This is a genomic window from Pseudomonas sp. AC247, from assembly GCF_979258015.1.
Map to the genome: position 1 here is coordinate 2,994,965 of NZ_OZ409829.1, position 20,911 is coordinate 3,015,875.

General features: G+C 56.6%; 22 protein-coding genes and 1 pseudogene. 7 read left to right on the forward strand and 16 right to left on the reverse strand.

What is annotated here, in order from left to right:
- Nucleotides 1-239 precede the first annotated feature (239 nt).
- The 4 genes from ACZZ0B_RS13670 to ACZZ0B_RS13685 all read left to right on the forward strand — a co-directional run bounded on the left by ACZZ0B_RS13670 (nucleotide 240) and on the right by ACZZ0B_RS13685 (nucleotide 4,048).
- The gene (locus ACZZ0B_RS13670; RefSeq protein ID WP_463545464.1) at nucleotides 240-1,148 is read left to right on the forward strand and encodes a MurR/RpiR family transcriptional regulator; all 909 of its coding nucleotides are present in this window, start codon (nucleotides 240-242) and stop codon (nucleotides 1,146-1,148) included.
- A 62-nt stretch (nucleotides 1,149-1,210) separates the two neighbouring features.
- Nucleotides 1,211-1,816 (forward strand): glutathione S-transferase, encoded by a 606-nt coding sequence (locus ACZZ0B_RS13675; protein ID WP_463545465.1) that lies wholly within the window; start codon nucleotides 1,211-1,213, stop codon nucleotides 1,814-1,816.
- A gap of 2 nt (nucleotides 1,817-1,818) precedes the next feature.
- Nucleotides 1,819-2,940 carry a DNA alkylation repair protein gene (locus tag ACZZ0B_RS13680; protein WP_463545466.1) on the forward strand — a complete coding sequence of 374 codons (1,122 nt, stop codon included), beginning with the start codon at nucleotides 1,819-1,821 and terminating at the stop codon, nucleotides 2,938-2,940.
- Nucleotides 2,941-3,253: 313 nt separating this feature from the next.
- Nucleotides 3,254-4,048 (forward strand): hypothetical protein, encoded by a 795-nt coding sequence (locus ACZZ0B_RS13685; protein ID WP_463545467.1) that lies wholly within the window; start codon nucleotides 3,254-3,256, stop codon nucleotides 4,046-4,048.
- Between the two features lie 813 nt (nucleotides 4,049-4,861).
- Here the strand turns inward: ACZZ0B_RS13685 and ACZZ0B_RS13690 are convergent.
- The 7 genes and pseudogenes from ACZZ0B_RS13690 to ACZZ0B_RS13720 form a co-directional block, all read right to left on the reverse strand.
- Nucleotides 4,862-5,254 (reverse strand): DUF6124 family protein, encoded by a 393-nt coding sequence (locus tag ACZZ0B_RS13690; protein ID WP_008084229.1) that lies wholly within the window; start codon nucleotides 5,252-5,254, stop codon nucleotides 4,862-4,864.
- 194 nt (nucleotides 5,255-5,448) lie between these two features.
- Complete coding sequence (locus ACZZ0B_RS13695) at nucleotides 5,449-5,814, reverse strand: DUF6124 family protein (RefSeq protein WP_008083877.1); 366 nt, start codon at nucleotides 5,812-5,814, stop codon at nucleotides 5,449-5,451.
- A 503-nt stretch (nucleotides 5,815-6,317) separates the two neighbouring features.
- Nucleotides 6,318-6,971: a DUF2931 family protein gene (locus ACZZ0B_RS13700; protein ID WP_440095029.1), complete on the reverse strand. Its 654-nt coding sequence runs from the start codon at nucleotides 6,969-6,971 to the stop codon at nucleotides 6,318-6,320.
- Nucleotides 6,971-8,512, reverse strand: a complete 1,542-nt coding sequence (locus ACZZ0B_RS13705; protein ID WP_463545468.1) for a T6SS phospholipase effector Tle1-like catalytic domain-containing protein — start codon at nucleotides 8,510-8,512, stop codon at nucleotides 6,971-6,973. Before ACZZ0B_RS13705 ends, ACZZ0B_RS13700 begins: the two co-directional genes overlap by 1 nt.
- A 139-nt stretch (nucleotides 8,513-8,651) precedes the next feature.
- A pseudogene (locus ACZZ0B_RS13710) lies at nucleotides 8,652-8,818 on the reverse strand (DUF6124 family protein); the annotation flags it as partial.
- Nucleotides 8,819-8,934: 116 nt separating this feature from the next.
- The gene (locus ACZZ0B_RS13715; RefSeq protein WP_463545469.1) at nucleotides 8,935-9,327 is read right to left on the reverse strand and encodes a DUF6124 family protein; all 393 of its coding nucleotides are present in this window, start codon (nucleotides 9,325-9,327) and stop codon (nucleotides 8,935-8,937) included.
- Between the two features lie 196 nt (nucleotides 9,328-9,523).
- A complete protein-coding gene (locus tag ACZZ0B_RS13720) occupies nucleotides 9,524-9,889 on the reverse strand; it encodes a DUF6124 family protein (protein WP_463545470.1) in 366 nt (121 codons plus the stop codon).
- 870 nt (nucleotides 9,890-10,759) lie between these two features.
- Between ACZZ0B_RS13720 and ACZZ0B_RS13725 the strand changes: the two genes are divergently transcribed.
- A complete protein-coding gene (locus ACZZ0B_RS13725) occupies nucleotides 10,760-11,467 on the forward strand; it encodes a DUF2059 domain-containing protein (protein ID WP_463545471.1) in 708 nt (235 codons plus the stop codon).
- Nucleotides 11,468-11,650: 183 nt separating this feature from the next.
- On the opposite strand, the gene ACZZ0B_RS13730 is transcribed toward ACZZ0B_RS13725, so the two are convergent.
- Nucleotides 11,651-12,067 (reverse strand): hypothetical protein, encoded by a 417-nt coding sequence (locus ACZZ0B_RS13730; RefSeq protein WP_440096100.1) that lies wholly within the window; start codon nucleotides 12,065-12,067, stop codon nucleotides 11,651-11,653.
- A 351-nt stretch (nucleotides 12,068-12,418) separates the two neighbouring features.
- Here ACZZ0B_RS13730 and gabP point away from each other — a divergent pair, with 351 nt between their 5' ends.
- Nucleotides 12,419-13,819: a GABA permease gene (gene gabP, locus ACZZ0B_RS13735; RefSeq protein ID WP_463545472.1), complete on the forward strand. Its 1,401-nt coding sequence runs from the start codon at nucleotides 12,419-12,421 to the stop codon at nucleotides 13,817-13,819.
- A 199-nt stretch (nucleotides 13,820-14,018) separates the two neighbouring features.
- Here gabP and dapF read toward each other — a convergent pair whose 3' ends face one another.
- From dapF to ACZZ0B_RS13760, 5 genes are all read right to left on the reverse strand, one after another.
- Nucleotides 14,019-14,816, reverse strand: coding sequence for a diaminopimelate epimerase (gene dapF, locus ACZZ0B_RS13740; RefSeq protein ID WP_463545473.1), 798 nt, complete (start codon nucleotides 14,814-14,816; stop codon nucleotides 14,019-14,021).
- Nucleotides 14,797-15,300 carry a GNAT family N-acetyltransferase gene (locus ACZZ0B_RS13745; protein WP_463545474.1) on the reverse strand — a complete coding sequence of 168 codons (504 nt, stop codon included), beginning with the start codon at nucleotides 15,298-15,300 and terminating at the stop codon, nucleotides 14,797-14,799. The genes dapF and ACZZ0B_RS13745 overlap by 20 nt, the downstream gene beginning before the upstream one ends.
- 13 nt (nucleotides 15,301-15,313) lie before the next feature.
- Complete coding sequence (locus ACZZ0B_RS13750; RefSeq protein WP_008077296.1) at nucleotides 15,314-15,529, reverse strand: DUF4287 domain-containing protein; 216 nt, start codon at nucleotides 15,527-15,529, stop codon at nucleotides 15,314-15,316.
- A 404-nt stretch (nucleotides 15,530-15,933) separates the two neighbouring features.
- Nucleotides 15,934-16,386 (reverse strand): GNAT family N-acetyltransferase, encoded by a 453-nt coding sequence (locus ACZZ0B_RS13755; RefSeq protein WP_463545475.1) that lies wholly within the window; start codon nucleotides 16,384-16,386, stop codon nucleotides 15,934-15,936.
- 124 nt (nucleotides 16,387-16,510) lie between these two features.
- Nucleotides 16,511-17,773, reverse strand: a complete 1,263-nt coding sequence (locus ACZZ0B_RS13760) for an MFS transporter (protein WP_463545476.1) — start codon at nucleotides 17,771-17,773, stop codon at nucleotides 16,511-16,513.
- A gap of 306 nt (nucleotides 17,774-18,079) precedes the next feature.
- Between ACZZ0B_RS13760 and ACZZ0B_RS13765 the strand changes: the two genes are divergently transcribed.
- Nucleotides 18,080-19,192, forward strand: a complete 1,113-nt coding sequence (locus ACZZ0B_RS13765) for an aromatic ring-hydroxylating dioxygenase subunit alpha (protein WP_008077300.1) — start codon at nucleotides 18,080-18,082, stop codon at nucleotides 19,190-19,192.
- A gap of 20 nt (nucleotides 19,193-19,212) precedes the next feature.
- On the opposite strand, the gene arsH is transcribed toward ACZZ0B_RS13765, so the two are convergent.
- The 3 genes from arsH to ACZZ0B_RS13780 are packed head-to-tail and all read right to left on the reverse strand — an operon-like array spanning nucleotide 19,213 to nucleotide 20,758.
- On the reverse strand, nucleotides 19,213-19,911 hold the full coding sequence (gene arsH / locus ACZZ0B_RS13770) for an arsenical resistance protein ArsH (RefSeq protein ID WP_463545477.1): 699 nt from the start codon (nucleotides 19,909-19,911) through the stop codon (nucleotides 19,213-19,215).
- Between the two features lie 9 nt (nucleotides 19,912-19,920).
- On the reverse strand, nucleotides 19,921-20,391 hold the full coding sequence (locus ACZZ0B_RS13775) for an arsenate reductase ArsC (protein WP_463545478.1): 471 nt from the start codon (nucleotides 20,389-20,391) through the stop codon (nucleotides 19,921-19,923).
- A gap of 19 nt (nucleotides 20,392-20,410) precedes the next feature.
- Nucleotides 20,411-20,758: a metalloregulator ArsR/SmtB family transcription factor gene (locus tag ACZZ0B_RS13780; protein ID WP_045122919.1), complete on the reverse strand. Its 348-nt coding sequence runs from the start codon at nucleotides 20,756-20,758 to the stop codon at nucleotides 20,411-20,413.
- Nucleotides 20,759-20,911: the final 153 nt, after the last annotated feature.

The window sequence follows — 20,911 nt, forward strand, 5'->3', positions numbered from 1 at the left end:
CGAGCTTCACAGCGGTCATCGGAGTGCGTTTATAGCAAGAAATTCAGTCGAGTGGAGGTATATAGAAGACAAACGGCTAAACCAGCCGCAACCCGCCGCAACATTTTCATCAACCGGTGCATCGTTTCAGCACAGCAGAGCCGGCGAAGGCCTCCTAATATCAGCCGCAACCTAGCACTTTGTGGTGAGGAAGCAACCTCCCTCGCCACAGGTTGATCGACCAGCCCGAAGGATACTTTATGCCCCGCCCCGATCTGCCGGCCAACGAAGAGCGCCCGCTCGCCAGCCCTCCGATCAATGCCGAGCGCCTGCTGCATCTGATCACCGAGCAATACGAAGCCCTGCCGCGCCAGCTCAAACGCGTCGCCAGTTACATGAGCCAGCAGAGCGACCGGATCATGGTCGACCGCATCAGCGACATCGCCCGCGAATGCGAAGTGCATCCGTCGGCCATCGTGCGTTTCTCGCAGCGCTTCGGTTTCAGCGGCTTCAGTGAGATGCAGGCGCTGTTCCGCACCGCCTACACCCACAAAGCCTCACCGGTGCAGAACTATCAGCAACGCATCCGCAGCATGATCGCCAACCAGTCGCAGCAAGCCAGTGACGGCGACCTCGCCCGTGAATGCATCGACGCCACGCGCTCCGGCATCGAACGCCTGGGCCGCGAACTCGACGACGTCGCCTTCGAAAAAGCCGTCGACCTCATCGTCAATGCCGACAACATCTACGTCATCGGCGTGCGCCGCTCCTTCGCCGTCGCCGATTACCTCGTTTACAACTTGCAACACACTCACAAGCGGATTCACCTGGTCTCGGGGCTCGGCGGCAGCTATCGCGAGCAGATGCGCAGCGTGCGCGCCAACGACCTGGTCATCGCCATCAGCTTCACCCCCTACGCCAAGGAAACCCAACACTGCCTGCGCTACGCCCGCCAGCAGGAGGCCAACTCACTGATCCTCACCGACAGCCACCTCTCGCCCCTGGCCAAACGCGCGAACAGCGTTCTGCTGGTCAACGAAGGCAGCGCCCTCGCCTTTCGTTCACTGAGCGCAACGTTGTGCCTGTGCCAAGCGTTGTTCGTGGCAGTGGCCTATCGCCTGGAACTGAATGTCGATGAGATCCACGAACAAGCGGGATTCGACGACTGACAATTGCTTCAAGCTCGGCTAGGTTATGCCTACCCCACCGGTTCGACTTGAAGGAACGCGTCATGAAACTGATCGGCATGCTGGACTCCCCGTACGTGCGTCGCGTGGCGATCTCCGCCAAACGCCTGGGCATCGACCTCGAACACGAGTCAGTCTCGGTGTTCCGTCACTTCGAGCAATTCCAGCAAATCAACCCGGTGGTCAAAGCGCCGACGCTGATCCTCGACGACGGCGTGGTCCTGATGGACTCGACACTGATCCTCGACTACCTCGAAGCCAGCGTCAGCAAAAGCCTGCTACCGGCCGACCTCAAACAACGCGCCCACGCCCTGCGCCTGATCGGCCTCAGCCTCGCCGCCTGCGAAAAATCCGTGCAGCTCTATTACGAGCGCAACTTGCGCCCGGCCGACATTCAATACCAGCCGTGGGTCGAACGCGTCGAAGACCAACTCGCCGCCGCATTCACCGCCCTCGAACAAGAACTTGCGCAAAACGGCCTACCCACCAACGGCACCCTGACCCAGGCGGGCATCAGCCTCGCTGTGGCCTGGAGCTTCACCGACCTCGTCGTCCCCGACCAGATCGACACCCGCCGCTACCCCCACATCGCGCAATACACCGCCTACGCCGAAACGCTCGAAGCGTTCGTCAGCACGCCGATGACCTGACCATGAGCACCACCGACACCGCCGCCCCGGCGTTAAAGGAAATCTTCAACGCCGAACGCCTGCGCCATATCGCTGAGGAATTGAGCGCCGTGTATCCCGCGTTCAAGGCCAAGGCGTTTCTAAAACAGGCTCAGGACGGACTCGCTGAATTATCAGTGATGCAACGCATGGCGCGAGTCAGCGAAAGCCTGCATGCCGTGCTGCCGCTGGGCTACGAAGACTCACTCGACGTGCTTTTTCAGCTAGCACCACGGCTGAACAGTGGATTCGTCAGCATGTGCCTGCCGCACTACGTGGCGAGCTACGGCGGGCACGAGTTTGACACCTCGATGCAAGCGCTGAAGTACTTCACCGCTTTCGGCTCATCCGAATTCGCCATCCGCCACTTTCTGCGCAGCGACCTGGAGCGCTCGCTGGAATTGATGCACGACTGGGCGCAAGACGAAAACCACCACGTCCGCCGCCTGGCCAGCGAAGGCAGCCGCCCTCGCCTGCCTTGGTCGTTTCGGTTGGAAGCGGTACAAGCCAATCCTCAGTTGGCCGCCGGGATACTGGACCGGCTGAAGGCCGACGACAGCCTCTACGTGCGCAAGTCGGTGGCGAACCACCTGAATGACGTCACCAAGGAGCACCCGGAATGGGTGCTGGATGTGATTGAGGGGTGGTCGCTGGAGAATAAGCACACCGCGTGGATTGCCAAGCATGCGTTGCGGAGTTTGATCAAACAGGGGGACGTGCGCGCGCTGACGGTGATCGGCGCGGGGGCGAAGGCTGAGGTTGAGTTGTTGGATGTGCGGGTGGAGCCGGCGGTGGTGCGGTTGGGCGAGACGATTACGTTGTCGTTTACAGTGAAGTCGACCGTGCCGGTGGAACAGCGGTTGGTGATTGATTATGCGATTGACTATGTGAAGGCGAATGGCGGGGTTTCGGCGAAGGTTTTTAAGTTGAAGACGTTGGAGTTGGCGGGGTTTGGGAGTGAGGTTTTGGTGAGGCGGCAGGTGATTAAGGATTTTACGACGCGCAAGCATCATGTTGGGCGACATGGGGTTCGGGTGATGGTTAACGGGGAGGTGTTGGCCGGTAGCATGTTCGAAATCATACAAAATGACACAACATCTGCATAATGATTGATCTAGCAAAATCGTGGAGGAAGTTGGCTGTCACTTAAGTTTAGTTGCAGCTAAAAGCGGAGATGATTGCTATCAACTTCAACAGCTCCCATCAGACCATTTTTCACCTCAAGAATGCCGCTGTATTCTCAAGCTTTTATAAAGCGAATAAATTTCTTGATCAAACCAGCACAATAACAGAGCTTCAAAAACTCAAAAGTCATATAGAAAATTTATTTAAGCACCCAGAAATATATACTCAAATAATGGAAATTCTTTTATTACTGAATTTCTTGACCCCCATATACAGACCAAAGGAAAAACACCAATGAGCTCCGACTTGATGACCATTGCAATCTGCTGGGAACTTGGGGAAAAAGTGTCGGTGGAATATGCAAACAGTAATTCGACCCTCTACTATTTTTGCCCAGAACCTGAATGCTTAGAGAGGGTCGCCCCTGTACAAGGTAAAATTAATATCTTTTTCCGCGCTTTAAACAGACATGTAACGGGATGCAGGCACGAGAAAGAAACCACCGAGTCTTCCGGAGCCCCCGGAAAACCGAAAAAATTCACCACAGCGGTGCCTCCCACAACCGTACCAACTCATTTGGGGATAATCCCTGTTTCCAGCAGAAAGACCGACCCTGATCCAACACAATTGCTTCGACTCTCACAACAAGTGCGAACATCCCCAGTAACCCACCCAGGTACTTTTCAGGAGGTAGTCGATGCATGGCAAACTATGAGCACTGGTGAAAGAAATCAGCATCAGCTTACGATTGCGAATCAAACATCAAGTTACGCCAACGCATTTACCTCGCTGATCCACACGGGAGGAGGAAACCTAAGCGCAGTAAACAACAGCTCTATTGCTTGGGGGCCTGCTTCGGTCAAACTGTATGGCGGGTCTTTTTTTATACAAACGTTCAACAAGCTGAACGACGGCATTAATCGGGCACGTATTCGAATAATTGTTAGACCTGGTCAAGCCTATTTTTCACAACTAACACACGACACGAACATCAACCTATTTCTACATACAACGCCCACCATAAATAACAAAGGAGATTATTTCGAGATTCCACCTTCAACACCATACAGCGGCTTCATTATCAAATAGCCATGACGAACAATTTTCTTTCTTTTCTCGACCGGGCTATTTAGAAAAAGGGACGGATCTATTTTCAGAAAATAAATACGTCCCCTTTGTTTTTCATAAGGAATTGCATGGATGCACTATCTAACAGGCCCCACTTGATTTAAGTTCAAACTTTTTCAGGCCAGCCATAATGTCTACCCATTGAACCATCGGTAACATCCACTACAACTGAATCACCGACAGCTACACTTGGAAATTGACCCTTGGAAATCAAGGCACCCTCAGAACAATCCTCCCACCTAACACGATAATAAAAGACGGGCACACCACTATTACGCATTGACTTTATTTGTTCCAACGAACACCGATCCTTATAATATTCCTCATCAATGGTTACTGATAAGATGACCCCATTACGCGTTGAAGTAGTAGTCTGTACCATTTCTTTCCCTCGATTTGCCATACGGGCAAGTAAGAAATCCGTGAGTTTTTGTAAGGTTTTAGATTAACTCTTCACATAAATTTACAGCACTGTAAAAACTGACAGTCTTTTAAAACCATTCCGAATTAAAAAGAGTGCGTTATCTCGTTCAGCTATAACCGGTCAAAGATCGCAGCCTTCGGCAGCTCCTACAGTGGGATTGCGTTAGGTTGTAATTGGCTGTCGGGAATTGTGCCGGAGTAGATCGATTCTGCCGGGCCAATGCGAAAAAAAGGACGGATCTATTTTCATAAGATAAGTTGATCTTGTTTGATTCGCTGGTTTAGTGGCGAAGGGATAATCGCGCCTGAGCGGGAGCAAGCTCCCTCGCCACAGGTTGTTGGTCACCCAGCCTATTTCAGTCCGCTGACGGGCTCTGAAACTGGCTGCTTAAGTTCGACGTTATCTAATGCCTTGTTGACCGCCAATTCCCCCAACATCACTACTTGAGCGATTCCTTGCAAGGTGTGGCGGTTCGGCCCGTCCAGCGTGCCGGCGAAATCGCCGAGCATTACCGTTGCCGATGCCAGGGACTCGCAGGCGTTTGCCAGTAATGACTCGGTGTCGGTTTGCGGGTTGACCATGAACATGCTGCTGGGGCTGTAGGGTTCGGGTTTGGTCGTGCCTGCTGGTAAAAGGTAATGATCGAGGGCGCGTTCTGCGGCTTCGTGGAGCTTTCTTGAGTTTAAGGATTCGTAGGGGGATATCGGATCTGTGACCGCTGATTGGGGTGTGGTTTCAGGCATCTGGAACTCCAGGTGAGTACCCATCGGTACTGCGAAAAAATGAACATCCTGTAGGAGCTGCCGCAGGCTGCGATCTTTTGATCTTGATATTGATTGTGAGAAAACAAGATCAAAAGATCGCAGCCTTCGGCAGCTCCTACATGGAACTCTGATTTGTGTATGAAGGGGGGGGGGCCCTTCATATGGTCTGTCGGCTAGTTGGGTAGGCGGCGGCTATCCAGTATTCGATTGACCATGAGTTCGCTCAGCATGATCACTTGATGCAGCATCAACATGGCTCGGCGCTGGGAGTGGTCGACGACGTCGCCGATGTCGCGGGCCATGTCGCTGGCGGCTGCCAATGATTCGCAGGCTTCGACGAGCAAGGTTTCTTCATCCACGGAGGGATCGACGAGGAAGATCTTGCTGGACTTGCGGGAGGGGATTGAGAGTTTCAGTGAGCCTGGATTGAGATAGAAGTTGATGGCGCGGTCGGTCGCCTCTTTTATCTTTTGAGGTTCAAGCGTTGGGTCGTACGGGATCGGATCGGCATCCGGTGGGTTTGGCGTTACTTTGAACATAGATGAAGTCTCGTATCGAAATAAATAAGAGCCCTCACCCTCGCTACCAAACGATGGGTGGCGGCCATGCGCGGGTTGGTAGACCGGTCGATACGAAACCCGGCGCTCACGAATGAGCCCCACGCATGTCCCCCAAAAAAACGCAGTCAAATAGAATGACGACATAAGGTGGCGCAATACGAACGTATCAAAGCGGGCTACCAAACCCGATCACTGTTTTGCAGTGACCGGGAAACGATATAGCCCGCCCCATAGCGGCGTATGCCGGCGGATTCTGTAGTAGGCGTAGGCAACGGCGCAAGCTGACGTAGCCTTTATGGAGTAACAGTTCGTGTAATTTAAACGCGCTTTAAGCGTTACGTTTACGCGCGGAAAACGCCCGCCTCCTTCGTGGTGTTTTCCTACAAACCGTTACTGATCCAGCCGCACAGGTCCCGGGGAGAAATCGGCGCCAGGCCACGATTAAATCCTGCCACCGCCCTTTTCCTTTATTGCATGACGGTTTACCAACTCCCGTAAGGAATGCCCCATTTCTCGATATACCGTTTGGACTTCTCACTGACGGGATAGGCGTATCGTCCTTGGGTTTTCCCCTGACTTGGCCCCAACGGCTCGATTTCGGCCTGAGCTTTCGCCACTTCGACCGGATGGTGACATGAATCTCTTACCCAAACCTGGATGGCACCGCCGGGAGCTAAACCCAGATAGACCGAAGATATATAGGTAGCTGTCTGGTCTGGAGTTTTCGCGCAGCGTTGATTCACCGATGTCAGCATCAGTTGTCTGGCCTCTTCGGGTATATCCACCCAGGCTCGATAGGTTTGAGGTTCTACGATGGACTGCCAGCGAACGAAGATTCGCTTGGGAAGATCGGCGCCGACTACCGGCCTCGCAGAGGCGCCAACTCCGTCCCAGCCACGGGCAGAATCTGTTCCGTCTTCTGGCTGCCCGCCCGAGGCGGACCCACCGCCAGTGCGTGGGATCGTCTTCCCCTTGATGTCCTCAACTGCCGTATCTTCAACCCAGACTTTCATGTAATCCGGTTCGACAAAGCCAAGCTCCCACCATGGGGATTTCGGGTCTTTTTTTGCAGAGAGTGGGTCAGCATTACAACCGGACACTAACAATATGCAGAGCGAGGCCAGTATTAATTTCATTACCAAAGCGTCCAGTCGGGTACATGAGGGTGCCGAACTCGTACTGAATCACTCGTGGGGGCGTTGATGTAGACCGCTCTCAAGCCGCTCCCATCACGTCGCCCTAGCGGGTGATTCCAGTTGGCAGATGTATGAATGTACTTAAGCCTTAGCATTTGCTCTTCTTGGGGTGTAGTCGTGTAATCGCCAGAGACAAACCGATCACATAAGGCTTGAAGCTCCTCTGGAATTGCAAACTCTGCCGTTTCGGGGATTTCTTGGAAACGAACACCTTTCGCTTTTGCCTGCTGATACATGACGCGTAAATGCACCCTCGACAGCATTCCACTCACCGGCCGTTTAAGCTGTACAGCGGCGTAGATGCGTTTGACTTGAGGACTCATTCGATCCTGTGAACTGTTCGGTATCAGCAGCGCAGGCGGTGTAACAATTTCCAACATTTCAGACGGCCAGCCTCTCGCTAGCCATTTATTTTTTACAGCTACTGCGTCCTGGTAGATCGATGTGGTTGCGACGTCGGTGTGGATAGACACTTCAAATGTTTGCATTGGGCTGACGAGCACGCATTCTTCAGCGTCCTCAAGATAGCCTCCACCAATATCGGAATGAACACCAGGCAGTACGATCTCTGCATGATCGGGAGCTACGCGACTGAGCGCGAAGTTACCTCTGCATTCATCACGAGCAACCAATTGGACAACATCGGTGAAAAACCGTCGATCCAGATAGAGCCGGATGCCCGTCGCGATCGAACTTTTGATGTTGCCGAGATTAGACCAGCCGGCAATTGATGGAACAGTATCAAACAAGCCGATAAAACCCATGTTGATATCCGACTTGTATTGATCAACGAAGGTCTGACTGAAGGCATCGGAATTGCTCCGAAGGACGTCACCTAGTGGACCCTGCTTGCCGCGAACGATTTCGTTGGCAAAGTGCCGAGCTGCTGCCGCGCCACGACTGAAACCGAAAGTATCGAAAGTCAACGATGTGATTTCACAGCCTGGATTTTTCTCCAAGACCTCAGTGATACGTTGGCTGATCGACGCAAAAGAAGATTGGACACGCCCTGCGACGCCCGTTTCGCCTCGTCCGGCCCCCGCTCCCAGGGTACTGTCTTCTTCACCTGAGCGGGTGCCAATACCTTCGACATAGACCATACCAAAAGCTTTTTTCCGAGCCCCCGGGCCTTCAGCAGCTCGAGGAACGTCATACAAATCGCTCAGCTTCTTCACATTACTGACATCGTTACCGTAGCTGCTATCCGGATTACTCATGTACGGCTGGCAGCTAGCAGGAATGTCTTTGGGCGCAATAGGGTGATGCGCACCACAGATCAGGCCTGCGGCAGCATTACTTGCGTTGTTGCCTGTGCCATCGAAGAACACCCCAATCCTCAGCGCGATCCCGACTTTCTCAGGTTCACGCGCAGGCTCTTTCCCGTGCTTCTCATACTCAGCCCAACGCTGGGCATGAATATCGACGGGTTTGGCTTCTGCGTAGCGATGGTTTTTTGGTGGGTTGGGGACGTAACCACTCAATCCTTGATTCCTTGTTCTGATCCTTGAAGAACGGCGCGAAGGGTGACAGTCGAGACTGCGCGGCACAAGCCGTGGCCCTGTGCCAGCGTTGTTCAGACCGCGTTTAGTGACGAGGGTTTCCCCTCGTCGCGGTGGGTGGTCAGAGGGCGATTTTTACGCTGTCCAACGCCTGATTTACTGCGAGTTCGCCGAGCATCACGTTCTGCGCAATGCCGAACGCAGTCTTGCGGTGGGACTTGTCGAACCCGGGGCGAAGTTGATGAGCATTGCACTGGCCGAACCGAGGGTTTTGCTGTTGTTGGCGACGGATTTATTTTCGGAAAGTACGCCGGTCTTGTTTGATTCGTTGGTTTAGTGGCTAAGGGAGGTTCGCGCCTGGTCGGGAGCAAGCTCCCCTCGCCACAGATTGTGGGCTGCTCGGACTATTTCATTCCGGTTGCGACCTCTGAAACTGGCTGCTTCAGTTCAACGTTATCCAACGCCTGGTTGACCGCCAATTCCCCCAACATCACTACTTGAGCGATGCCTTGCAAGGTGTGGCGGTTCGGCCCGTCCAGCGTTCCAGCGAAATCGCCGAGCATCACCGTTGCCGATGCCAGGGACTCGCAGGCGTTTGCGAGTAATGACTCGGTGTCGGTTTGCGGGTTGACCATGAACATGCTGCTGGGGCTGTAGGGCTCGGGTTTGCTCGTGCCTGCTGGTAAAAGGTAATGATCGAGGGCGCGTTCGGCGGCTTCGTGGAGCTTTCTTGAATTTAGGGATTCGTAGGGGGATATCGGATCTGTTACCGCTGATTGGGGTGTGGTTTCAGGCATCTGGAACTCCAGGTGAGTACCCATCGGTACTGCGAAAAAATGAACATCCCGTAGGAGCTGCCGAAGGCTGCGATCTTTTGATCTTGATATTGATTGTGAAAAAACACGATCAAAAGATCGCAGCCTGCGGCAGCTCCTACATGGAACTCTGATTTGAGTATGAAGGGGCGAGCCCCCTCATCCGTTGGTCTGTCGGCTAGTTGGGTAAGCGGCGGCTATCCAGTATTCGATTGACCATGAGTTCGCTCAGCATGATCACCTGATGCAGCATCAGCATGGCTCGGCGCTGGGAGTGGTCGACGACGTCGCCGATGTCGCGTGCCATGTCGCTGGCGGCTGCCAATGATTCGCAGGCTTCGACGAGCAGGGTTTCTTCGTCCACGGCGGGATCGACGAGGAAGATCTTGCTGGACTTGCGGGAGGGGATTGAGAGTTTCAGTGTGCCTGGGTTGAGATAGAAGTTGATGGCGCGGTCGGTCGCCTCTTTTATCTTTTGAGGTTCAAGCGTTGGGTCGTACGGGATCGGATCGGCGTCCGGTGGGTTTGGCGTTACTTTGAACACGGTGAAACTCCTAGTTAATAAAAAGGAGCCTTCACATTCGCTACCAAACGAAGGTGGCGGCCATACGCGGGTTGGTAGACCGGTAACTAGGACCCGGCACACCCGAAGGTGTCCTGCGCATGGCCACCATTGAGCAGCGACCTGGAGAGGTCTGCAAACGGTGTGCGATGCGACTAGTTATGGCGGGCTACCAAACCCGATCACTGTTTTTCAGCGACCGACAGACAATAGAACCCGCGAGCTAGGCGCACAAGCCAGCGGATTCTGGCTTAGTCGTAGGCAATGGCGCAAGGCGTTGTAGGGCTTAGGTGGTTGCTGGAGGCTTCGTTTAAACAAGCGGGTTATTTCCTGTTTAGTGGTCAGCGGCATGGATTTGGCTTGGCTCGTTTGGGTTTTAGCTGGATTGGATTTTTTGGTGCGGCTGAAGGCGTCTTCGCGAGCAAGCTTTGCTCCTACGGCAGCAGGGGCGGTGGGGGTTTGGGGAATGGGGGCAGTCGGCTTAGAATTGCGGCCCCTGCACTTCTGCGGGTTTGCTATGGAAAGCAGGATGGGTGGCAGCTATGCGCGGGTCTGCAAGACCGGGAAACCAGGAACCCGGCAGACCCGAAGGTCTCCCGCACAAAGCCGCCATTGAGTAGACACGAACAAGTGTCCTGTTGGCAGGGCTATGCGACTGGTTTTCCGGCGGGCTTGCAGACCCGATCACTGATGAGCAGTGACGGGAATCAAGATACGGAGGGAGTTCCAGGCGCACAAGCCGGCGGATTCTGGCTTAGTCGTAGGCAATGGCGCAAGGCGTTATAGGGCTTATGTGGTTGCTTGAGGCTTCGTTTAAACAAGCGGGTTATTTCCTGTTTATTGGTCAGCGGCATGGATTTGGCTTGGCTCGTTTGGGTTTTAGCTGGATTGGATTTTTTGGTGCTGCTGAAGGCGTTTTCGCGAGCAAGCTTTGCTCCTACGGAAGCAGGGGCGTTGGGGGTTTGGGGAATGGGGGGAGTCGGCTTAAAATGCGGCGCCCTGCACTTCTGCGGGTTTGCTATGGAAGCAGTGTTCGAACCTGCGCCAGGCAATCGGCACCTTTACATTGAACAAGGACAATGGCTCATGGGTTTGAGAACGGCAGCGCTGGTTTTGTTGCTTGCAACGTCAATGACCGCCTGCGGAGGGAGTCAGGACAAGGCCAGGGAATTGGTCGAAGTGAGTCAGCTCAAAGAGGTTTACGACGACCTCGTGCAAACGACGATGCAAAGCTACTCGCCGCGCTTCTTGGAAGTGATGGACGAAGACATCCGCACAGTCTTGGAAGACAAAGCCCCGTTCAAGGAGATGCAGGAGCTGTTTATCGACTCCTATGCGGCCAATTTGCAGGCGGATGAATTGGATGCGGCGATTCGTGCCCACTTCCATCCCGAACAAGCCAAGAGCATTTTTGCTGACACACCCGAAGGTCGCGGCTTCATGAGCAAAATGGGCGACGCTTATTCCAACGCGCAGGACACCTTCGAAAACAGGTTGAAGGAACGAGATCCGGAGATCGTTGAAGTGCTGGATGAGATGAATACGAGATTTAATCGCTAAGCGCTCAGGCCCGATGCAGTGCCTGTGACGACAGGCCCGGGTTGTCCGTTTTGGCGAAGTGCACACTTCGTGAAGGGCGGCCTGGGTTCAGCCGACGCCGCTTGGCTGATGGTTTGAAGCTGTCCGCCAACCTGCTCTAGCAGAATGGATCCGCCCTGCTTCCTTCGCTGTAGAACTTTGCGTTCAGTTGAATTTCCCGAGGTAGGTAAACGTTGCTGTGCTTTCTGGTGAGCGCACTGGCGACTCAAGCTGAGTTGACGCCGAGCGTCTATCCCCCCAGATAGCATTCATCCCCACCAGAATGAGGTGGGTAAATGCTGTCGCTGTAGCTGCCACACTTTCTCTCTCGGACGGGCTCTGGATCTGCGCGATGAGATCTTCCGGATTATTGGCGAGCTCCACGAAATCCGAGTCCATGTGGAACCCTAGCTCCTCTGATAACCGCCACGTCGGATTGCGCTCTTCCCATGCAGAGTACACGCTGTCTGATGCCGTTTCGAGAGGCTGCGGCTCCCACTGTTCGAAAACAAATTGCTGTGCCTCGGCCTCACTGGCGAATGTCGCCCCGAAAAGATGGAAGGGCCAGTAATCCTCTTGCATGGCAAGGTCTCAACGCTTGAAAAGTGGTCGGGATAATAGACGAAAAGTGTTGAGAACGCCGGTTGTAGCGAATACGCAGCTCCCAGTGACTGACGGGTTTCCAACAAGACCGTAAGGTGTCCGTGTGTCGATATCAGACACGATGGTGGCGTGATCAGGCATCTGAATCAGCAGAAAAGCCGGGTAAGGTGACGCGTCTTTTCATAAAAATAGCCGTATCGAGATGATCGGTTTGATAAGAACTGCAGCGTTTGAAGGGGGCTGTTTCCAAGCCATTCAGCAGGCAACAGCAATGCTTGGTTGCCCCTTTCAACCCGCTTAAATGTCGATCAGCAGAGAATAAAAAAACCGATGATTAGCCCGAACTCCAAGGATTCGAGTAGCCAATTGGCGCAGGGCTTCAAGCCTCGTCACGTCACCATGCTGTCAATCGCCGGCATCATCGGTGCCGGTTTGTTCGTAGGCTCAGGACACGCCATCGCAGCGGCCGGCCCCGCCGTGCTGCTGGCGTATCTTTTCTCAGGGTTGCTCGTCGTTCTGGTCATGCGCATGCTCGGCGAAATGGCGGTGGCCAATCCCGACACCGGCTCGTTTTCCACCTATGCCGATCAGGCCATCGGGCGCTGGGCCGGTTTTACCATCGGTTGGCTTTACTGGTGGTTCTGGGTGCTGGTGATTCCGATTGAAGCGCTGGCGGCCGGCCATGTGCTGCACCAATGGTTTCCGCAGATCGATGCCTGGCTGTTCGCCTTGGTGTCGATCATTGCGTTGGTGGTGACCAACCTGTTCAGCGTGTCGAAATATGGTGAATTCGAGTTCTGGTTCGCGATGGCCAAGGTCGTGGCGATCATTGGTTTTATCGGCGTCGGTTTTGCTGTGTTGATGGGCTGGGTGCCCGACCGGGAGGTCAGCGGGTTGAGCGGTTTGATGGCTGAACACGGTGGCTTTGCCCCTAATGGGCTGTCGGCGGTCGTCGGTGCTTTCATCACCATCATGTTCAGTTTCATCGGTACGGAAGCTGTGACCATCGCCGCCGCCGAATCGAATGACCCGGCGCGCAACATTGCCAAGGCGACGCGCTCGGTGATCTGGCGCATCGGCGTGTTTTACCTGCTGTCGATTTTCGTGGTGATTTCCGTGGTGCCCTGGAACGACCCGTTGCTGGCCTCGGTCGGTTCGTATCAGCGGGCGCTGGAAATCATGAACATTCCCCACGCCAAGTTCATGGTCGATGTGGTCGTGCTGATTGCCGTGGCCAGTTGCATGAACTCCTCGATCTACATTGCCTCGCGCATGTTGTACTCGCTGGGCCGTCGTGGCGATGCGCCGAAGGCGCTGAAAGCGACCTCTTCGGAAGGCGTGCCACGCGCAGCCGTTATCGCCAGCACCGTGCTCGGCGCGGCGATTACCGTGTGGAGTTACATCATGCCCGCCGGGCTGTTCGAGTTCCTGCTGGCCAGTTCCGGGGCGATTGCGTTGCTGGTGTACCTGGCGATTGCGGTGTCGCAGTTGCGTATGCGCAAGCTGTTGCGTCAGCGCAACGTCGAGCTGACCTTTCGCATGTGGCTGTTTCCCTGGCTGACCTGGCTGGTGATTGTGTTCATCTGCGCGGCGCTGGCGGTGATGATGCTCACGCCGCAACACCGCACCGAAGTCACCACAACCATCGGCCTGGCGCTGGTGATTTCCTTCCTCGGGCTGGTGACGTCGCGTGATCCTACGCAGGCTGCGCGGGTGACGTCTGCGGGGTAAACCGACGCCTGAGCTGTAGGAAATCACATCCAAATCTATCCCCGCTGTTGCTCGGCATAATTCGGCAGCTCGATGGCATCCGCTTTCAGCAAAAGAACGCCCACGTGGGGCTGAGCGCCGTGCTCAGACCGTTGAGCATGGGCCGCTCCTGCGGGGGAATCAGGGGGTTTTTCTGCAGAGAGCGGGCCGACCGGAATGCTTAAGGGATTGTGCCGGAGAAGATCGGTTCGACCGGGCCGCTCAGGGTGACGCTGTCGGTGCCGTTCCAGTGGACGGTGACGGGGCCGCCGTCGCATTCGACGATGACGGTTGGGTCGAGCAGGCCTCGGCGGATGCCGTTTACTGCGGCGCCGCAAGCACAGGAGCCGGAGCCGAGCGGGATTGCGCCGTTGCGTTCCCAGATGCGCAGGCGGATGTGGCTGCGGTCGAGGATCTGGACGAAGTGCACGTTGGTTTTGTGCGGGAACAGCGGATGCGTTTCGAGGGTTGGGCCGACGGCGGCGAGGTCGAGGATGCTGAGGTCTTCGACGAAATAGGTGCAATGCGGGTTGCCCATGCTGCACGCGGCGGGGTCGCCGGGCAGCGGCAGCACAAGCGTGTCGTGTGCCTCGGTCAGAGGAATGTCCTCCCAGGCGAGCAGCGGTTGGCCCATGTCGACCGAGATCAGTCCGCTGGGCGTGCGTTCACAGTGGAGCACACCGCGCTGGGTGCGCAGGGTGATCGATTTTCGGCTGGCTTCGCGCATCAGTCGGTCGGCGGCGCCACGGGTGGCGCTGCCGCACACATCGAGCGCCGAGCCGTCGGCGTTCCAGAACTGCAACTGTGCATCGGCATCCGCGCAATCGAGCACTACGGCGAGTTGGTTGAAACCGATGCCTCGGTGGCGATCACCCAACTGTCGGGCCAGTTGGCTGGTGATCGGGTTGGTGGTGTTTCGCGCATCGACCACGACGAAGTCATCGCCGTTGGCGTGCATTTTATGGAAGCTGAGCGGCATCGATGGCGCCTCGACTGCGGGTCATGTGAATGAGCGCCGAACGCCCGCCGTTCGGTGCCGGTCGCTCTTCAATGGCGAACGGCACGAAGCCGAGTTTAGGGTAGAGCAACAGGCCGGCGGTGTTTTCGTTGAAGCAGGACAACTGCACTTCGCGGGCCTGGTACTTTTCGAAGGCCAGTGCCGTCATCGTTTCGATGATGTATCGGGCCACGCCTTGGCCTCGCGCATAGGGCGCGACGATGACGTTGCCGATGCAACAGATAGCGTTGTGTTCAGCACGGTAGAAGTTGGCGAAACCGACGAACTCGCCGTTGGCCAGGAACACCGTGGAGTCGAAGCGCTGGCTGATCGCGGTGTGCATCTGCTCTGCCGTCAGCGGGTATTGCGCCTTCGGGAACATGAAGTACAACTCTTGAACACCCTGCGGAAAACCGCAGACGGTTTGGACATCGTCGGCCGTCACTGGCCGGTGGCTGAAGTTCATGGCTACCCTGCCCTCACTGTTTGCTGTTGGCCAGATGGTACGCGACCAGCGCGTTGGCGTGGCCATGGCCCATGCCGTGCTCAGTCTTGAGCCAGGCAACCCGTTCCATGTGTTTTTTGTCGTGGAGGCTGGCGAGCAGGTTCAGCCAATGTTCGATGGGTTGGCCGTACTTTTTTTCGATGGCGGGAAAGTAGGATGCCGGGCCTTTGACTTTGCTGTCTTCGCTCATGCTGCAAGCTCCCTGTGGTCGCGACGGAGAGTCGGCTGACGCTCCTTGTCGGCATGCCATAGAGTGGACGCGCGTCGTGGTCCCGGCAAGTGGCTTCAGTGCTTCAGTTCAAACCGACTTTGACGGATCGCTCGGACGACCATGAATCCTGGCCTGCCGGCAATATCGGGTTTACTCCGGGTGTCGTTGTCACGCTGGATCAACCCAAGGGCATTCACCCTGAACAGCACAAAGCCCCGACGCAACGATCTCTACCTTGATCTTGTCCGGATCTTCACAGTAAAGGCCGTAGTGTTGCGGGCCACAGCAACGGTCGCCAGAAGCGCAGCGATGCTTCCAGGGATGAAACATTGATCTCGCCGTGATGAAGCATGCCGCTGATTGGCATGCTACTGCGGGTATGGCTATTGCTCATCGGCAGCATTTCCATGAGCTCCGTCGAGCGTTTTCAACAACGTATGCCGACTCCATGGCCCGCAGTACTGCGGCACATGCGCTATCACTTGATATCCACACCGCGAGTACCACTCGGCGACGTCGTCATCGAGGGTTTCGATCAAGGCGTCCACGCATCCCCGTTCAACGGCTCGCGCCTCAAGCCTGTGCAACGCTTCAGCCCCCAGCCCCATGCTGCGCCGTTGCGCATCGACCCACAGGTAATTGACAAACAAGCGTCTGAACTCGGTTCTGCCGGTTGCACCGCCGACGAGTTGCCCATTCTCCATGACCAGACAGGCGATGGGCTGCGCCCGCCCGCCGCGTGCCTCAGATAAAGCGCGGCCATGCTCTATGACACCGTCACAGATCGCCTGCAAGTTATCCTTGTGGATGTCGCCGCCCGTAACCCATTCCCTCATTGCATCTCTCCATTCTTGAAAGGCCTTGCAGCTGTTTCAAGCAAAAGCGGCGCCAACCCGCGATGCGCAGCCTAGAGGCTCAATCAAGAATGGCCGTTCGTTCGGGATCACGACAGGCTGATGCTCATGGGCAAGATGAACTTCGAAGAGCGCCTTGCGGCGTATCTGCTTGCGCACTTGAACACTGCAACGTCTCGGGAACGGCCACCCAAAGCAGAATCAACGCAGCGGCGGCGACCACGGCCAGTGTCAAAAACGCCGCACTGTAGCCAGCGGCCTGCACCACGAATCCCGCAAGGCCGTTACTCAATGCAGCGCCCAGACCGAACGCAGTCGAGAGCGCGCCCAGGCTGACGTTGAAATGCCCGGTGCCCAACGTGAGGTCTTTCACCACCACTGGAAACAGCGCGCCGAAAATCCCCGCGCCCACACCGTCGAGCAACTGCACCGCGACCAGCCAATAAGGGTCGTCGGACCACACATACAGTACGCCACGCAACGGCAAAATCAGGAAGCCTGCGAGCAGCAACGGCTTGCGCCCCCAGACATCGGCCTTGGCCCCGCACAGCAAGGCGACGGGCACCATGACCAATTGCGCCGCGACGATACAGGCGGACGTCAACGGCGTGGCCATCTGCAGATTGGCCTGCGCCAGTTTCTGGCTCACCAGCGGCAGCATCGCCGCGTTCGCCAAGTGGAACAACGCGCAGCACACGGCAAACATCAGCAGCGGTTTGTTCTTGAGCAGTACCGACAAACCAGAGGGTTGTGTGCCATGCCCGGCACCGCCGGGGTTCAGGCCTCGGGCCAGATCATGGTCGATGGCCTCTGGCGAAACAAAGGACACGGCGATGACGCTGGCGAGCGCCATCGCCGCCATGAGATAGAACACGGCTACCGGGCCGAACAGGTAAGCAAACAGCCCGGCCAACAGCGCCGCACAGGCATTGCCTGCATGGTTGAACGTTTCGTTGCGCCCGGTGCGTCGCGTGAAGGCGCGCGGCCCGGTAATGCCTAAGGTGATCGCCGAAATCGCCGGCGCAAAAATCGATGCGGCGACAGCGCTGAGGGCTTGAGTCAGCGCCACAAGACTGAACGAGGTGACGAAAGGCAACACTAGACAACTGCCCGTCACCAGCAACGCCGCAATGACAATGATCGCTCGTTTGCGACGCGTACTATCGACCAATGCGCCTGCTGGCGTTTGCGTGATGAGCGCGGCGATTCCGGCAAGGGTCATGACCAGGCCGATGCTGGCCGGGTCCCATTGATGAACCGCCAGCAGGTAAATCGCCAGATAGGGCCCGAGCCCGTCGCGCACATCGGCGAGGAAGAAATTCAGGCTGTCCAGTGACAGGTTGTTGCGACGATCGAGATGAGTGGCCACGGGCAGCGTCTTCGATATTCGAGGTCGTGCGAATTGAATCGACCTCCGCTGATTGAGTGACCTGTGGCTCGACCAGTTAGTTGCATGGGCCAACTGTTCTCGCCTGCGATTAAAACCAGAGCTGAAACCCCCTCCGTGTAGGTCTTCGCCCGGCACCTCGTCCAGCAGGCCGAAGCGACGCATGGCGATTTTCTGCAAAACCATGATCGAATCTGAGCGCATGCAGTTCATTCGGTGAACTGCCAGCCCGGATCTATGCTCAAAGCGTCCAGAGCCCCGTCCCTACCCTTTCGGTCATCCCAACCCATGCTCAAAAACCTTTGGTACGTCATCCTTCCCTCATCGCAGTTGAGCCAAGAGATCGCGCCGATACGCCTGCTCGGCCAGTCGTTTGTCGCCTTCCGCGACAGCCACGGCAAGGCACGTCTGCTGTCCGATATTTGCGTGCACCGTGGGGGTTCGCTATCGGCCGGGGCCAAGGTCGGCGACAGCGTGCAGTGCCCCTACCACGGCTGGCGCTTCGACGGTGACGGCCGGTGCGTGCAGATTCCCGCTCAGCCCACTCTGCGGATCCCGGAGAAGGCGCGGGTTGATGCGTACCCGACAGAGGAACGCTACGGCTGGATCTGGGCCTTTCTAGGCGATTTGCCAGAGGCTGAACGCCCGCCGCTTCCTGCCCTGGATTGGCTCGATGATGCCAACGTTCGCGTAGTCAGTGGGCACTTTGACTGGGAAGCCAGTTGGGATCGGGTCATCGAGAACGGGCTGGATTTTGCACACGCGCCTTTCGTGCATGGTTCGACCTTCGGCGACCCGGCTCATCCGGAAATCGAAGCGTTCGACGTCGACAGCGATGCGTGGCAGGGTCAGGCCCGAATGTTGATGAAGCGACCCAAGCGCACCGGGCTGTTCAGGCGCAAATCAGCCACCGAGCAGGTCAGCGTGACAACCGTGCCCGGGTTTCATTTGTCAGGCCCGTGTACCACGCTGCAATTGCAATTACCCAATGGCTGGCGGATCTACATTGTTGCGGCCCATGTGCCAGTGGACGCCAACCGCACGCGCACGTGGTGGATGATGGGCCGCACGTTTCTACGCTCGCGCTTGCTCGACGGACGCTTCGTCGCCAGCAATCTGAAGATTTTCCGACAGGATCACGCAGTACTGCGCAACGTGCGCCCGGAGCGCGTACCGGACTCCTGGCAGCAAGAAGTTTCGTTGAAGTCCGATGCGCTGCAGATCGCCTTGCGCAAACGCCTTCGCGAACTGGAGCGCCTGGGCTGGCAGATCGATGAAGCACGGCTCGCCCGCGACTTTACCGGGCGCAAGGCCTGCGCCATTCCGTGCCCCGAAAGACGCAACAGCCGTGCCTGGGCGATCGAACCGATTCCGCTGATCGACGTAACCGCCAGCAGTTGAATCAGGGCTTTTTCTCGCATTCAGATCGAGCGCTGATTGACCCTTGCCATCAACTGCTCAGCAGTTTCCTTGCGTTCGGAGTAGCGGTCGACCAGATGCGTCTGCTGATCGCGCAGCAACACGGTGAACTTCACCAACTCCTCCATCACGTCGACCACTCGGTCGTAGAACGGCGACGGTTTCATCCGCCCTGCCTCGTCGAACTCCATGTAGGCCTTGGGCACCGAGGATTGGTTGGGGATGGTGAACATGCGCATCCAGCGACCCAACACGCGCAACTGGTTGACCACGTTGAACGACTGCGAGCCGCCGCAGACCTGCATCACCGCCAGGGTTTTGCCCTGGGTCGGACGCACAGCGCCGAGCTCCAGCGGGATCCAGTCGATCTGCGCCTTGAACACAGCAGACATGGCGCCGTGACGTTCGGGTGAACACCACACTTGCCCTTCCGACCACAGCACCAGATCGCGCAGTTCCTGCACTTTGGGATGGTCGACCGGGGCGTCGTCGGGCAGCGGCAAACCCGACGGATTGAAGACGCGCGTTTCGGCGCCGAAGTGTTCCAGCAACCGAGCGGCCTCCTCCACCAGTAAACGGCTGAAGGAGCGCTCACGGGTCGAGCCGTACAGCAACAGAATGCGCGGTTTGTGTTCGCCGGGCTTCGCGGGGTTGGCGTTATCGAACAAGCTGGCATCGAGGTTTGGCAGGTGGGCTGACATGAGTGTTCCTTAAAGCGCGCCGATGCGGTCGAGCGCGGTTTTCAATTCATCGCGGCTGAGGGTTTCAAAGGGCAGATCGAGGAAGGCCTGGCAGCGCTGGCCGATACGCATCAATGTCGCGTGGAAAGCGCCATTCACCGTGGCCTCGTCACCTGATACTTCGGAGGGATCTTCCAATCCCCAATGGGCCTTGAGCGCCGGGCGGAAATACACCGGGCAGGTCTCGCCGGCGGCTTTGTCGCACACGGTGATGACGATGTCTGGCGGGTTGCCTTCGAAAGCGTCGTTGCCTTTGCTGTGCAAGCCATTGATGGCAATGCCGGCGTGTTGCAGGGTCAACAGACTGCGCGGCAGCACTTGGCCTTTGGGAAAACTGCCGGCACTCACCGCTTCAAATCCGCGCGGTGCCAAGTGATTGAACATGGCTTCCGAGAGGATGCTGCGGCAGCTGTTGGCCGTGCACATGAACAGGATTCGCATGAGGTGCTCCAGTGAAGTGTCAGCAGCAGGCGGCTTCGCGAACCGGGCGGCCATCCATGTTTTGCAGGCGAGACGCGTTGTCCTTGAGCCAGTCAGTGTTGGCCCCGGACGTCACCTGGAGAATTTCGCGAACCCAATCGGGCAACTGCGGATTAAGGCGGTAGTAGACCCATTGCCCCTGACGGCGATCGAGCAGCAGGCCGTTGCTGCGCAGTTGCGCGAGGTGACGGCTGATCTTTGGCTGACTGTCGTCAAGCGCACACATCAGCTCGCAGACACAGAGTTCACCTTGATCGGCAATCAGCAGGATGGCGCGCACGCGGGTTTCGTCGGCGAGGCTCTTGAAGACTTCGGTAGGGGTGAGCATGGAACGGCACCAATACATACGGAAACCCGAATATACGGATATCCATATATTAATCAACGTTGAATTTGTTGCCCCCCCTGTAGGAGTGAGCCTGCTCGCGATAGCGTTATGTCTGTGAGTCAGATGTCGACTGGCACACCGCTATCGCGAGCA